We start from the raw sequence: 14,302 nt of genomic DNA on the forward strand, positions 1-14,302 counted from the left end.
TCAGACTTCAACTGATTTGCATAACTATTTTATGGATCCTAAGCCTAGAAATAAGCGAAAGACTGTCATGATTCAAATCACGACATGACGACCTTAGACACAGCGCAAGGCTAGAGAGACTCATCTTCGTCTTTGTCGGCTTCGACCAAGTTGTACTTCTCATTTACCAGTGCAAGAATTTCGACCTCGGCCGTGTTAAATGCGACATTCATTGCGGAGTAGGCTTCATTTTTTTTGATTTCGTCTTCTTCTGTCACATAAGCGTTCTCAACGCCGCTGAACCTTTTAACTGCCATTTCGCGAGTTGGATTGTTAGCATCAATCCAAAAATTCACAGCTCCTTCTGCTGCTTCTCTAGGCGCCGCAGCTTTTTCTCTTATCGCCACCCTTCTATTCGCAAGACATTTATCGTTGAGCCCGCTTCTTAAAGCCTCTATCTGCGCCTTTTTTACATATGAAATTTCTTTTTTCTTTATGCTGATCAATTTATTCTGGGTGGAACGAGCAGTTCTATTTGCTTCCTTAATGCTTCTATTTAACTCCCGTTTTCGGTCACGGAACGTCTTTTTTTGTATTTCTCTCTGCTTTGGAGAAAGCTCATTAGACTTGAATTCCGGATCTAAAAGCTGGAATTTCACATTTCTGCGAATATAAGTCTTATATTCTTTGAGTTCCGATCCATATAAGACATCGTCTTTAAGATCAACGCACGTTCGTATCAAGGTAGATGGGCAATTAAAAAAACCCCCAAGAATTTGCGAAGCCTTTCCTCTCAAATCTTTGTCGCGAAATGACTTTGGCGTCATAGGGACTGGGACGCTCAGTTGAATAGTTGATAACATCGTTTGGACCCTATATTGCTTTCTGAGTATGCAGCGAATAAATGGAATTACAGTTGCGCCATGTTTTGGGTACGCTTTTCAACGTCTACATCAGCGACATGGCGCCATTTCGCGAGAGAAGCTTCTCGAATATATTGTTGCCATGATTTTGATATCTTGGCTGTTACATTTGTAACAGATGCTCCCCTCGCACATGAGCCAACAATCAAACGACTCGGATATGCGGATCGCAAGCGCTCTTCAGTCGAGACAGAAGCACCTCTGATTTCGAAAGTATCGCCCTGTCAGCGACCTGATCTTTAAGGCTGAGGACGGCTTCGAAATCCTCGATCGCTTCCTGGTGACAACCTGATGAAAATCTAGCGAGGCCCGAAAAGTAGTATCCAAGCGGGTTGCGTGGCTCCAGGCCGATCATCAGACTTGCGAAAGGGACCGCCTGTTCGAAAAGACGAAGCATCAGCAAGCAGTTGGTCAGGCCCTGATGGACGCGATAGTTAAGAGGGTCGATCTTCGCCCCAAGCAGATATAGGCAAATTGCATCAGACAGCTTGCCCGCTCGGGCTCTGGTGTTCGCCACACCCAGAACCAGCTCGATATCCTCCGGAAATTGGTTTTCGGCGCCTTCGTAACGGTTTCCAGCGACTTGAGCTACCGGCAACGGCATTGCATTCCTCTCATCTTCATTGTTCGTCACGTCTCGCCAATGTGTCACGGCTCCGCCTTTTTCAAAGTAGGAAAGGCTCTATGCTACGGGCCCATAAAATTTTGCTTTCAGGCGTCAATCGGGCACCAAAAAGCCTTTGATCTATGCTTTCCCATGGGTCAAAGGCTTTGACGCCGCTTTTCTATGCACGATTTGTGTCCTCCAGATCGTGCAAGAAAGGACTGTCTACCACGTTGTGATAGCTTGAGAACACGACAGGCTTCCCGCACTTACGCGTCTTGAATACAGCCCTGCACTGAACAACCTGAATGTACAAATTTATGTGTCAATACCCTATGGCTGAAATATCAGCGCCCCTTGGTTTTCCTGCGTTGTTTTGTTCTCGCCAACACGCACCGCTCCGTACAGAAGCCCCTTCAACACCTCCGCGCTCGACGCAACCTCGGAAACCAGATGCACCAAGCGCGAGATGTCTGTCTCATCATAGCGATAGAAGCCCTTCACCAGCACGCGCTGCGGCCCCATGCCCTCGGCCACGCCTAGGCAGACCAGCACATCGCGCTGCAGGCTCTGAGCAAGATTGGCCTTCAGCAATCCCTCAAGTTCGGCAACTTCCAATGCTTCCGAACGCGTCAGAAAACCGACTTCCGCCTCAAGCTCAATCACACGCCCCCACGGCCCATCTTTCAGCAAGACTTGCTCTGATCCGGCCGCAAGCGCTAAAAATTCGCCGGCCGCAAGCGCGGGCAACTCGATTTCAAGATGACAGCAAAGATCGGAAACAACCTCGTCGAACGCTGGAACCATCTTAAAGCTTGTCCTTTCAGCGTAGCCGAACAAAACAACCGGCGCCATCAACCAGCGGGCAGCCCTCCCGAAACCCCGCAAGAGGGCGCGGGAGGATGGTGTTATCTCGTCAGGCCGACGGGTTGGCAATCGCGCGCAACCTGTCAATCTTGACCTGATTGAGCACCTCGATCGCTTTTGCCAGGGGATCGAAACCGTTCTGAATCCTTGCCTGAGCATGTGAGCGCTCGAATTCGCCTTCGCCGCGAATCTTTTCAGCCAGAGCCCCCAACTCCGTCGCATCGGCTGTCGCCAGTCTGGACCCTTCGCGGTCGTTCATGGACAAAAGCTCACCCATAGCATTCATCAGCTGGGAAATAGCGCCGATCGCTGGCCCCATGAGCTGAAGTTTGGCGCTCCGCTCAAAAGAACGCGCGGTATCGGCATCAAGCGAATTGTCCGAACCGCTGTTTTTGCCGTTTGCCCCACCCGTCCCCGGAGCGCCGTCGTCGACAGGAGCCTTCGCTTGAGTAGTATTTGAGGCAGAAGCGTCGGCGGTCTTGACCGGCCGAGGCACAGACGCATTGGCTTTGTTCACAGGAGCCGGCACGACAGCGTCGGTCGGCTGCGCCGTTGGCGTGGTGTTCGGCTTCGTTGCCACCGTAGGCGTCGGCGCCGTTGCCCCAGTAGGCGTCGGCGCGGTGGCGGCACCTCCTGGAACTTTCAACCAATTCGGGGTGTCAATCCCCTTTCCAGACGCACTACTCGACTGAGAAGGCAACGACCATTTCAAGGCAACGCCGGCCGCAATAATAGTCACGCCGGCGCCGATGATCTGTAGAGACGACCGGATGAGCGTCGATTTCCTCTCTTTTTCAGCGGATTCACGTTCCTTGACCGACTTGCGAAGCATTAGACCTTCGGTGAGATTATGATCGGCCACCTGCTGGTCGCGAGCAGATTTCCAATCCAGCGCGTTGCTTTCCACCAGCGCGGCTGAGGCACGCCGCGCGGCATCGAATTCGGCAACCGACCCGGAAAAAACAGAGGTCGAGCCCGGCGCACTCGTTCGATCCGACGTATTGCTTACACCCTTTCGGTAATCCTTGAGACGGCTAAGAATCTCGTCAGAAGCCTCCACTGCCAAAGCATCCGGCAAATGCGCGGTCAATTTCGATTGAAGCGCAGCTTCTATAGGGAGCGCGGTTGATTTGGCCCTTGCAACTCCCATCGCAGCGGATGCGGTCGATGCGAGCGTATCGTAGGAGCGCGGCACAGACCCAATCTGGTTTGCTGTAAAATGTTCTGTATACATGCTGTCGTTGATTACTTGTGTAGCCATTATGAAAATTGACCTTTCAGAAATTGTAGGAGGCCGGACTTATGCGTAGAGCATTTTGGAGTACGTTCTTGCATTGTCATTGAGCGATTTCAGGTTTTCTCCGACCAATCCGTTCATTCTCCGGCTTTCCTCGGCATACTTCTTGATAAAGATATCGGTGTATTCCTTGAGCTGTTCCGTGACAGCCTGGAGGAATGTCGCGTCCGAATTCAGACGACCCGCATCCGCCTGCCTGTTCGCGGCTTTCATAGTGGCGGCATTTGAAATAATGGACGTAACTGCGCCGACCGCCTGGTTTGCTGCAGTCGCCATCCCCAGCACCATCACTAGCTTCGCGGATTCCGCAAGCGCAGAGGCACCCGCGGCAAACATTCCGGCAACGGACACAACCGCACAGACCAGCATGGCCCCCATCATGGCGTATTGCGCGGCTTCGGGCAGGAAACCCTTGCCGTCGTTGCGCAAGGCTGTGATGGAATCCGCCGTCATGATCACACCAAGAACGCCCGACAACACCATGGCCCCACCCGCCATCGCCATTGCACCAAGCGGAGCGCCAACGGCTGTCGCACACAGAACCGCACCAAGCGCCATCGACAAAACTGCACCAAGCGCACTGAAGGCCGCTCCGATTTTTGACCAGAAATTCGCTTTTTTCTGCTCTCGGACCATGTCCTCGGTTTTCTTGATCACGCTTTCCAGCTTCTCAACCTTCGCCGCCAGGACAGTCCGGGACTTCGCGACCAGATTGTTCGCACTCACGACCATGTTGTTCGCGAAGTCGTCCAGGCTCTTGGAAATCACCGCCTGACCACGCTCCTCTACTGCATCGGCCTTCTTATCGAAAAGGCCCGAGAATGAACCAAGGATAGCGACGTAGTTTGCTTGCCCCGCGGAACTTTGCGCCGTCGCAGCAGAAGGCACGTCAGCCGCGAGGCCAGCACCAACGCCGACCGCAACGCGTTGGGCAGCCCCAAAGTAGTCACCCCTAGCAACGTCCAGCCCGGCGCCGATTGCAAGCCCTGCAACCTGCTCGGTCTTCTTGATCAGCTCTTCCATGTTTTTCTTTCCTTATCCTCGAGAAGTAGATTACAGACTCAACTTGCCAGCACTTTGCCCGAAACGATCGTCCGCAGTTTGCGCGCACGACGTTCCGCAACAGATTGCGCGGGATCGCTCCCAGCAAGCTCGATCGCATGATCGAGCACATCTTTCGCCTCGGAGAACTCGTTCGAGGCCATCAAACACTCGCCAAGACGGACATGTGGATCAGCCCCACCCACACCCAAAGCGATCGACATTACATAGAGTTTAGCAGCAACCTCGAATTGCCCGCGAATCTGGAACGTTGTCGAGAGAGCATAAAGATACCGACCCTCTAAAGGGTCCAGCCGGCATAGCCGCTCAAAACTCACAGCCGCTTTCCCAACATCGCCCACGCAGAGAAAGTCGTACCCCTCCCTGAGACGACGCTCCAGCTCAGCATCGGAAATGCTCAAGGCAAATTTGGGAAGAATACCAGATCGAAGCGCCGAATGTGTAGAGTCGTCTAGGACCCCCTGCTCCTTGAGCGACTCGAACATATTGTCAAGAACGGGTAGTAACTGCTCAATCGCCCCTCCAGCCTTTGAGACCGCTGTCCATTCGAAATCCAGAATCGACAATTTTCCGTCCTATTTATTAACCTACGTGCTCAAATTCAATGGTCGCACGACCTTTACTGATGCAGGTGTGTCGAATAGTACAAGGAAGCATAAAAAGAGATCTGCATGCTTTTCGGCGCTTCGGGATTCACCGCGTGCCGATCAATTGTAGCAAGCAAAAATTACGCCAACCGATGATCGTAGAGCTTGCAATTCCAGGCCTGACGCTCCGCCTGACTGTCAGCCTTTTGAAGCCTAAATGCATTGTTAACCATGATATTAGTGAGACCGTTATCTGCACTCCCGCCGAAGCTACTTTAAACTTTCTTTCGGTTTATTTTATACATTCAAGACGTCTCAACACCCTTGTCAAGCCAGTTTTGGCTAGCTTCGTATTGTCCTAAACAGCACATTGACTGCAAGTTTTTACGCTCGAAGACGGTCAAACGGGTACGTCGCTGCGTCCGGAGAAACATGCCATCACCGAAACGGCTCGCGTTCAAAAAACCGCTTTGAGCACTGCAGGATTGGGCTACGACCCAAGACAAAACGCATCTCTTGAGCGTTTCCAGTGCGACATGGTCAGCGCCCCGGACTTGCCGGCAGTTTCACGGACAACATGCCCTGAAACTCCGTCGAATAAAAGCCGTTTCAGGAAGAAGCTCTATACAAAAAGTCTTGATACAAGCTTGGCTCGCTCTCCCGCACAAGGTTATAGCAATTGCAGAATATGCAACGTTGCGTCGATAGGTAAGCGGACAAACCCGGAGACCTGAGCTACTCCCCATTCATTGGACAGGTTTTGGCGTAAATTAAGCTACTCTCTGCACCTGCTGATCGGGTTGGTGTTGTTCAATGCGCTGCCAATAGACCACGGCAGGCGGCTTGCCGCCAAGTGCTGAATGTGGGCGCTTCTGGTTATAGAAATCCACCCACTTTCGAACACCGGCCCTGGCCTGCGATCCAGTTTCCCAGGCGTGCAGGTAGACGCACTCGTATTTGAGCGTACGCCACAGCCGCTCGACGAAGATATTGTCGAGGAACCATCCTTTGCCGTCCATCGAGATGCGCACGCCCATCCGCCGTAGCCGGTCCGTCCATGCAAACGAGGTGAACTGTGATCCCTGATCCGTATTCATGACTTCCGGCGCGCCGAATTTGTGGATCGCTTCATTCAACGCCTCGACGCAGAAGTCGGCTTCCAGGGTATTGGAGATGCGCCAGGCCAGCACCTTGCGGGTGAACCAGTCCATGATCGCGACCAGGTAGAGGAACCCGCGGCGCATCGGTAAATACGTGATGTCGGACGCCCAGACCTGGTTCGGCCGTTCCACCCGCAATCCCTTGAGCAGATATGGCCAGATCTTGTGTCCCTTGGCTGGCCTGCTTGTATTGGGCTTCTGGTAGATCGGCATCAGGCCCATGAGCCGCATCAGTCGCCGGACCCGCTTCTCGTTCACCGGATGACCTTCGTTCTTTAGGTGCCAGGTCATCTGCCGGACACCGAAGAACGGCGCCTCCAGGAACTGTTCATCGATCTGGCGCATCAGCGCGAGGTTCATCTCGCTCTCGCCCTTCGGCGTATAATAGAAAGACGAGCGCGAGATCGACAGCAGAGAACACTGCTTGCCGACCGATAAGTCTGGATGCCTCGGCTCGATCATGCCGCGCCTCACTTCATGCCCCAAGGTTTGAGCTTTCTGGACAAAAAATCGTTGGCAACCGCCAGCTCCCCGATTTTGGCATGGAGCTCCTTCACCTGGTCCTCGTCAATCTCGGGCTTTCGTTTGCCGCCACGTGCAAACACGTCCGAAGCTCCTTCCAGCAGGGCACGCTTCCATTGATGGATCATGGTCGGATGAACCCCGAACCGGCTCGCCAGCTCCGAGACCGTCTCCTCGCCCTTCAGGGCTTCCAGGGCGACCTTCGCCTTGAATTCCGGCGCGTGCCGCTTGCGTTTCGACATCTCTGATCTCCTAATTCTCGAAGACCAGCAGACAACAAATTGTAGCTTACGTCAGTGTCCGATTTCCGGGGAGTAGCTCATTTACCAATAGTGAAATTCTGCTTAGGCCGTGTGGACGGATTTGATCAAGATGAAGGTCGCGGCGATTGCGACGATGGAGCGGAAGTTTCTGGCGGTTTTCTCGCAACGCAGGGCGACGCGTTTAAAGCGTTTGAGCTTCCCCATCATTTGTTCGATGCGTGCGCGGCCCCGGTAGAGCGCTTTGGCGAAGTGCCTCGGAATGCCGCGCCGGTTTGATTTGTATGGAATGACCGGGACAGCCCCGGCCTTTCGCGTAACTTCGCGATTGGCGTTGCTGCCATAGCCCTTGTCGGCAACGATGGCCCGATGTTTGATGTCGAGGCCGGTTTCCACGAGTTCCGTAAACTGCTAGCTGTCAGAGGCTTCGCCACCGGTCAGCTCAAAGCCAAGCGGCAGGCCGTTCCGATCCGTTTTCAGATGGATTTTGGTGCCGAACCCGCCGCGCGAACGCCCGAGCGCTTGACCTTCCTGCCCCCTTTGGCGCCTGCCGCAGAAGGAGCGACGAGGGGCTGCCAAAGCGATCGTCGCAATCGCCAACAAGAACGCGCGGATCATATTTGCCATGCTGCGACAAAACACGGAGTTCCGTACCGCTTAAACAGGAGGGGCACGGCAGAGAGGTGCAAGACTGCGAGAAATGTGACGACTGGTTTGAATCCGGTGTGAAGGGAACCTGAGTATTATAATGGCTCATCGAAGCCGGTCACTTGTCGAGGCCTTCACACACGCAGATTTCCCATTTGGGCGCACCAGCACCGTTCTGGTGACGCCGGATAGATGTTGGCACCCAGATGCCGGCTTCGATCAGATCTCAAAAACCTTGCATCGGGAGAGCTGTCCATAGATGTAATAGGTCGCGTTGCTGATCCCGTGCTCCCGGCAAAGGTCAGCAACAGGAACGCCACTCTCGCCCTGCTTCAAAAGGGCCAGGATCTGGCTTTCCGTAAATCGTGACTTCTTCATCTCGTTCTCCAAGCGCATCAAAGGCCGGAGAAGTCAAATTTTCAACCCGTTGGTTTTTGGGGACGATTACCGAAGGGTTAAGACCCTGAATAAGTAGGACACATTCTCGTGCGCCGGGTGCTGCTGTCTCGTCTTTGGCTCCTGATGGATCGACTCCAACTCCATAAGACATACTGGCGGATAGATGTATCCAGAAACATCGGGTAGCACTCGATGGTGTGTCAAGCGGCACAGGGCAGGCGGCATGCGGTCGTCTAGGGTGGCGGCATCGGTCAGCTATCGTCCCGCTTGAAAGGAATCGGCTCCATGTTGAGCAAGCTGTTCATCTCCATCTTCGCCCTGGTAACTGTGGCTTCCTCAATTGCGAGCGCTTCTCCGAAAATGGATACTTCACCCACTCAAAAGATCCAGGATGATCTCCTCATCGTGACTGAAACGAAAACGAAAAGCGCTCACAAAACGCGGGCTGCAGACAACAGGGAACGGAACAGGAGGGCCGTGTTCATCACAGGCTGACGATAAAGTCCTCCAGCTATCAAACCGGATCGACCTACAATACTTTTTCAACCAGTCACTGGGATTTGACCGGGCGCATTGGATCGTTGCCGCAGACACCGGTTTGGGCGACACTTTCATTCCGGAACCGAGACTAAAATGGGAGAGATCGCATGAACAGAATTTCCACCGCGCACAGGATATATTTTTTCGCCGTTTGTTCATTCGGGCTCTTTGTCGGAGGAATGGGATATTTCGCGCCCGAGCTGATTTCCTGGGCTGTGCCCTTGACGCTGCCGCCACTGCATGCTCGGACGGTCGCCAGTCTTTATCTGGCGGGTGGAACCATGATGTTGCTCGCCGGATTCGCGCAAGAGGCAAAACAGGTCCGATTATCGACTGTAGTCGCTACAATCTGGACCGGATCACTTGGGATTGTAACTCTGTTCTATCTCGACCAATTTGATACCGGTTTGAGATCGACATGGTTCTGGTTTTTTGCGTATTCCGTCTATCCTGCTGCCGGGCTGTTTTTTATCCTGCGCGCCCGCAAGGGCACAAACTCAGGCGAGCGCTCTCCCCTACCCGCACTGAGCCGCTTTCTTCTGGGCGGTGTTGGCGTCTTCGCTCTCGCCGTTTCCCTGCAGCTGCTGTTCATGCCCGGTTACATGGTGACCATCTGGCCATGGAAATTGAGCCTCATGCTGGCCCAGATCTATGGTGGTCCGCTGCTGGGACTGGCGGCCATAACTCTTTTGATGACTGCGGCCGACAAGGACGAATGCTTCATTTCCGCAGTCGGTATTACCATGTTCCCTTTACTTGCGCTTGCCGCAAGCCTGATGCATCCGAACCTGTTTACACCTCTGGGGCTCTCGTCCCTCGTCTGGTTTGGTTGCCTCGTAATCTCGAGCCTCGCGGGGGGATTTGTCCTGACAGGTATCATGGCACGCAAAGAAAATTCTCGAAAAGGATGAACAAGATGAATACCGGATCCAGCGTATCCCTGCCGCTACGTCTGTGGTTTGGGGCGGAAGTTTTTTTCGGCCTCGCGGCAATCCTGTCAATTACCCTTGCACCGCAAGACACCGCTTCGAATTTTGCCTGGACCATCAAACCAACCGTTACGGCGGCTATCCTAGGGGCGTTTTATGCCTCGGTTGCGCCGATCTTCGTTCTGGCGATGGTCGCCCGGCGCTGGGAAATGGTCAGGGTAATCATATGGCCAGCCATCGTCTTCACGTCGATCGAGTTGGCGGCGACCTGGATCCACTGGGACAAGTTTCGGATCGATTCCGGCAGCTTTATGCTCTGGTACGCAAGTTACCTGCTTCCACCGCCAATCTTTTTGGCGCTATTTTTTTATCAGGTCCGCCGGCAAGTGTCCTTACCAGCGCTTGAACCCATGGGAAAGGCCCTGCGTCTCGCACTGTGTACAATTGGCTGCTTGTTTACGCTTGAAGGCTTGTACTCTTTTGTCCGACCAGAGCACTTTACCGCCAATCATGCGTTTGAGGTGACGACCCTCACGGCTCGGGCGACGGCCGGCTGGATCGTCGCACTCGGCCTTATGATGGTTTCCATGGCTTGGGAAGGCGCTCGCGAGAGAGCACGTATCGGATCTCCATTTCTGATCCTTCCGCTGCCTCTGCTCCTTTTCCAGATGTCCCGTTTTGCCGATGAAGTTGACTGGTCACACCAGCGTCTGATCGCCGCTTTCGCGATGTTCGCAGCGACCAGTCTTTTGGGTCTCTGGCTTGCCAAGGGCAACTGGCGAACATCCCTGTCCTGATGACGCTCAGTGAGCAGGCATCAAAAAGCTTAATAAGAGCCGGCCGGAAGTGTGATTCCGGCCGACGCTGAGCATATGTTGGAGGGCAACACGGAGCCGTAATCAAGAGAGTTGATCTCAGATTTACGGGGCATTTGCCAATCGGGCTCTCAGCAATTCTGCGCTTCGCCTGCCAAGTAAGAACAAAAAGATCAAAGACCGCAAGCGCTATCTTATCAACGCCACACTCGGCCTGATGCTGTTCGAGCTGCTTCCTGCCGCCGACATCTAAAATCCTGATCAGCCCCACCTGAGTGGTCCGTTTTGATTTTTAGTGCATGACTGGGCTGCGGTCCATCCGGACTATAGTTTCTGGTGCCGGTGGTCGGTAGCCCAGGGCGCTGTGCGGGCGCTTGGTATTGTAATGTTTCCTCCATTGTTCAATCAGGATTTGCGCTTCTTTCAGGCTGTAGAAGGTTTTTCCGTCTAGCAGCTCATCTCGGAAGCGGACGTTGAAGCTCTCGCAGTATCCGTTCTCCCATGGCGAACCTGGTTCGATGTATGCGGTCTTCGCACCCACAGCGTTGATCCAGTCCCTGACGGCTTGAACAACGAATTCCGGGCCATAACACCTTCGGAATGATGTTGATTTAGAGGCTATGATTGCCTGTGCAGCTCTCAAATTGCGGAGCAGGTGATCATAGCCGGGTCTCAGGTCCCTACAGTGGTTTTGCACCAAACCATACCGCGAGGGAGACCGACTATGACCGATGCCAGTATTGCACAGACCGAGCCTGTTCTGGTGGCAATTGATATTGCCAAGTCACGCCACGAAGTCTTGCTGTCCATTCCCGGCAGAAAGCGTCGACGCCGCCTGACCGTTTTGAACCAGCTCGACGATTTCAACCGCTTGATCGCGCTGCTTCGCGATTATGGCCGTCCTGTTCGTGTCGCTTTCGAAGCCACCGGCAATTATCACCGTGCCCTGGCCTACAGGCTTGGAAGCGCAGGTTTTGAGGTGAAGCTTGTCTCTTCGGTTTCACTGGCACGTACCCGTGAAGCCTTGAACAACAGCTGGGACAAGAACGACCCGAAGGACGCACAGGTCATTCTTCATATGATGCAAATCGGGAACGAACAGTTCTACCATGACCCGGTGCTGTGCGGCACGAACGATCTTCAGGAACTCTCCAAGACCCACGACATTGTCTCGCGCTCGAAGACCGAGCTTTGGCACCGGGTTTTGACCCATTATCTGCCGCTGTATTTTCCCGAAGCAGAACGTTTTCATCGCAGTTCACGCAGTGACTGGTTCTTTGCCTTCCTGGAACGCTACCCATCACCGCATTTTATTTCTGCCATGAGCCAAGAGGCATTCATTGCCGACGCTTGGGAGGTTGTTGGCCGCAAGGTCTCAAAAGAGCGTTTGCTCGCAGATATTTATGAGACCGCCAAAACCTCCGTCGGTTTACCAATCGCCCCAGATTCCGATGCCGCAAAGATGTTCCGGATGGTTCTGGCAGAAGGGCGAAGCCTGATTGCGCAACGCAATCAGATTGAAGGGCTTGCCGAAGCTCTGCTGAAGGAAAACGCAGACTACACTCTTCTGACATCCATCCCCGGGATAGGTGCCATCAATGCGCTCACCATCTTGGCAGAGGCCGGAGACCTACGCCGGTTTCAACATCACCGCCAGTTCCTGAAGTTCTGTGGCATGGACTTGGCGACGATCCAGTCTGGCACATTCCGAGGTCAGACCAAGCTGTCAAAATACGGAAACGCCCGATTACGGCGCACCCTTTGGATGGCTGGGCAGGTCGCGATCAATCAACGCACCAACAGCTTTAGGGACAAGTTCGAGCGTTACATCGCCAAGGATCGACAAAACACACATTTACGCCGAAAGGCCTATACCGCAATTGCCGCCAAGATGGCCCGAACCATCCACGGGATAATCAAACGCGGCGAGCCCTATCGCCCCTTCTTTGAGGGGTGATCGAAAGCAGAAGGACCCTTCTCTGATCGGGCCGTAGAGGCAGGCATCTGACCTCGTAGATAATGTTCAGGCATTCTGCTCAACGACCCAAAGATCTCGTCTTAAGGACGGTGACGCGCACCTGATCCTCCCCCTTTGAAGTGGTCCACCGTTATTTTTAGAAAAACGGAGGATCAAAATGGCTACGAAACGTCACAAGCCAGAAGAAATTGTCTCGAAGTTGCGGCAGGTTGAAGTCCTTGTCGGCCAAGGCATGCCGAGGATCGATGCCATTCGGCACGTTCGCATCACCGAACAGACGTATTACCGTTGGCGCAAGCAGTATGGCGGGATGGGAGCCGACCAACTGAAAGAACTCAAACGCCTTCAGAAAGAGAACGAACGGCTGCGCAAAGCAGTGTCTGACCTGACCCTGGACAAGTTGATCTTGTAAGAGGGCGCCAAGGGAAACTTCTGAGCCCCACCCGTCGTCGCGCCTGCATCAATCACATTCGTCAGCATCTCGGCGTGTCAGAGCGCCGAACCTGTCGTGTTCTGGGTCAGAACCGGTCCACGCAGAGGAAACGCCCAGCAGCAGGGCGTGCTGACGAAGAAAGTCTTGTGGCGGATATGATCGCACTCGCCCGTGAGTATGGCCGCTACGGTTACAGGCGTATTGCAGCTCTGCTCAGAGACGCTGTTTGGCATGTGAATGACAAGCGCGTCGAGCGTCTGCGGCAACGAGAGGGGCTGAAAGTGCCAATGAAACAACCGAAGAGAGGGCGGATCTGGCTGAACGACGGATCATGTGTCCGGTTGCGACCAGAGTATCCCAATCATGACTGGAGCTATGACTTCGTGCACTGCTGAACCAATGAAGGAAAGGCATTCCAGGCTCTGAACATCCTGGACGAGTATTCCCGAGAGTGCCTGGCAATCCGGGTTAAGCGAAAGCTGAACTCCACCGACGTGATTGACGTGCTGACGGATCTCTTCATCCTTCGAGGTGTTCCAGCCTACATCAGATCTGACAAGGTCCTATGGTCGGAATGATTAGCAGACTTGGCATCAGGTCATTGTCATGCTGAAGCTTTTCTGCATGTTTGAAAGTGTATAAGTTCGGCGTTTTAGTCAACAACATGTCTCTCCCATAACAAACACAGAGTACGCTTATGCGGCTCTCTAGGTCTTTTGTCTGCCTGTCGATGCGGTGTCAGACCCATCAAAAAAGCACGTATGAAAGCTCAATTCTGGCTGAGCTACCGGGTGCCGCCGTCCCGCCACCGGGTTCACATCAGCAATCGGCTTTGCCGGGTGAGCTGTGCAGGTTGGATCTCTGCTGCCCGTATCAGATCATGTCGCTGCACCCCGCACACGCGACTGTGTGTGGGCCATTGCCGGTTTCCGGACGCTTTACGGTGCGAAGCCCTTGGAGACCTTACCAACCCTAGCGTAGAGAGTGTCACAAAAAAACGCCCATTCACGAGGAACGGGCGCTCAAAGTTTGATCCAAGAGGGGAACAGCAGCGAGCCGACCTTGAGAGGATACTTTTGACTCACTCAAGCCTCGTCTCGCTGATATTCTTCAAATAACGCATCCAGCCGCCGGTCCCCTGTGACAAACGGCACAGGCCATGGCGCTCTGGACTCTTGGTCAGCAGTATTCTTAATGTAAGGCCTTCAACCCGGTAGAATTTGGGCTATATCATCCCCGAGGAACGGCGTGACTGGTCCTCCTCTTACCTCGTTCCCCAGATTGTGGACAGGATTTGTA

General features: G+C 53.8%; 12 protein-coding genes and 4 pseudogenes. 4 read left to right on the forward strand and 12 right to left on the reverse strand.

Annotated elements, in window-relative coordinates; all coding sequences use genetic code 11:
- Nucleotides 1–110 precede the first annotated feature (110 nt).
- From FIV00_RS25625 to FIV00_RS30460, 11 genes and pseudogenes are all read right to left on the reverse strand, one after another.
- Complete coding sequence (locus FIV00_RS25625; RefSeq protein ID WP_152503380.1) at nt 111–842, reverse strand: hypothetical protein; 732 nt, start codon at nt 840–842, stop codon at nt 111–113.
- Nucleotides 843–1,047: 205 nt separating this feature from the next.
- A complete protein-coding gene (locus FIV00_RS25630) occupies nt 1,048–1,506 on the reverse strand; it encodes a hypothetical protein (protein WP_152503381.1) in 459 nt (152 codons plus the stop codon).
- Nucleotides 1,507–1,839: 333 nt separating this feature from the next.
- Nucleotides 1,840–2,313, reverse strand: a complete 474-nt coding sequence (locus tag FIV00_RS25635; RefSeq protein WP_152503382.1) for a hypothetical protein — start codon at nt 2,311–2,313, stop codon at nt 1,840–1,842.
- Between the two features lie 109 nt (nt 2,314–2,422).
- Entirely contained in the window at nt 2,423–3,634 is a 1,212-nt protein-coding gene (locus tag FIV00_RS25640; RefSeq protein ID WP_152503383.1) for a hypothetical protein, read from the reverse strand.
- Nucleotides 3,635–3,673: 39 nt separating this feature from the next.
- Nucleotides 3,674–4,693, reverse strand: coding sequence for a hypothetical protein (locus tag FIV00_RS25645; RefSeq protein ID WP_152503384.1), 1,020 nt, complete (start codon nt 4,691–4,693; stop codon nt 3,674–3,676).
- A 38-nt stretch (nt 4,694–4,731) separates the two neighbouring features.
- The gene (locus FIV00_RS25650) at nt 4,732–5,298 is read right to left on the reverse strand and encodes a tetratricopeptide repeat protein (protein WP_152503385.1); all 567 of its coding nucleotides are present in this window, start codon (nt 5,296–5,298) and stop codon (nt 4,732–4,734) included.
- A 791-nt stretch (nt 5,299–6,089) separates the two neighbouring features.
- Nucleotides 6,090–7,243 (reverse strand): IS3 family transposase gene (locus FIV00_RS25655; protein WP_371419554.1). Its coding sequence is split into 2 segments (ribosomal slippage): nt 6,090–6,997 and nt 6,997–7,243, totalling 1,155 coding nucleotides; the frame shifts between segments, so codons are not numbered across the junction.
- A gap of 102 nt (nt 7,244–7,345) precedes the next feature.
- A complete protein-coding gene (locus FIV00_RS25660; protein WP_152503298.1) occupies nt 7,346–7,657 on the reverse strand; it encodes a transposase in 312 nt (103 codons plus the stop codon).
- 15 nt (nt 7,658–7,672) lie between these two features.
- Nucleotides 7,673–7,879 (reverse strand): hypothetical protein, encoded by a 207-nt coding sequence (locus FIV00_RS30615; protein ID WP_152503387.1) that lies wholly within the window; start codon nt 7,877–7,879, stop codon nt 7,673–7,675.
- Nucleotides 7,880–8,170: 291 nt separating this feature from the next.
- Nucleotides 8,171–8,287: pseudogene (locus FIV00_RS25670) on the reverse strand (transposase); the annotation flags it as partial.
- 272 nt (nt 8,288–8,559) lie between these two features.
- Complete coding sequence (locus tag FIV00_RS30460; protein WP_256366670.1) at nt 8,560–8,685, reverse strand: hypothetical protein; 126 nt, start codon at nt 8,683–8,685, stop codon at nt 8,560–8,562.
- 270 nt (nt 8,686–8,955) lie between these two features.
- Between FIV00_RS30460 and FIV00_RS25675 the strand changes: the two genes are divergently transcribed.
- Together FIV00_RS25675 and FIV00_RS25680 are read left to right on the forward strand one after the other, a co-directional pair.
- Nucleotides 8,956–9,759 (forward strand): hypothetical protein, encoded by an 804-nt coding sequence (locus FIV00_RS25675; RefSeq protein ID WP_152503388.1) that lies wholly within the window; start codon nt 8,956–8,958, stop codon nt 9,757–9,759.
- 5 nt (nt 9,760–9,764) lie between these two features.
- On the forward strand, nt 9,765–10,574 hold the full coding sequence (locus FIV00_RS25680) for a hypothetical protein (RefSeq protein WP_152503389.1): 810 nt from the start codon (nt 9,765–9,767) through the stop codon (nt 10,572–10,574).
- Nucleotides 10,575–10,884: 310 nt separating this feature from the next.
- On the opposite strand, the pseudogene FIV00_RS25685 reads toward FIV00_RS25680, so the two are convergent.
- A pseudogene (locus FIV00_RS25685) lies at nt 10,885–11,178 on the reverse strand (transposase); the annotation flags it as partial.
- A 138-nt stretch (nt 11,179–11,316) separates the two neighbouring features.
- Here FIV00_RS25685 and FIV00_RS25690 point away from each other — a divergent pair.
- Both FIV00_RS25690 and FIV00_RS25695 read left to right on the forward strand, forming a co-directional pair.
- Nucleotides 11,317–12,575 (forward strand): annotated as a pseudogene (locus FIV00_RS25690) (IS110 family transposase).
- Between the two features lie 152 nt (nt 12,576–12,727).
- Nucleotides 12,728–13,560: pseudogene (locus tag FIV00_RS25695) on the forward strand (IS3 family transposase); the annotation flags it as partial.
- Nucleotides 13,561–14,302: the final 742 nt, after the last annotated feature.

Origin of the sequence: Labrenzia sp. THAF82 (genome assembly GCF_009363435.1) — a bacterium.
GTDB classification, from domain to species: Bacteria; Pseudomonadota; Alphaproteobacteria; order Rhizobiales; family Stappiaceae; genus Roseibium; species Roseibium porphyridii.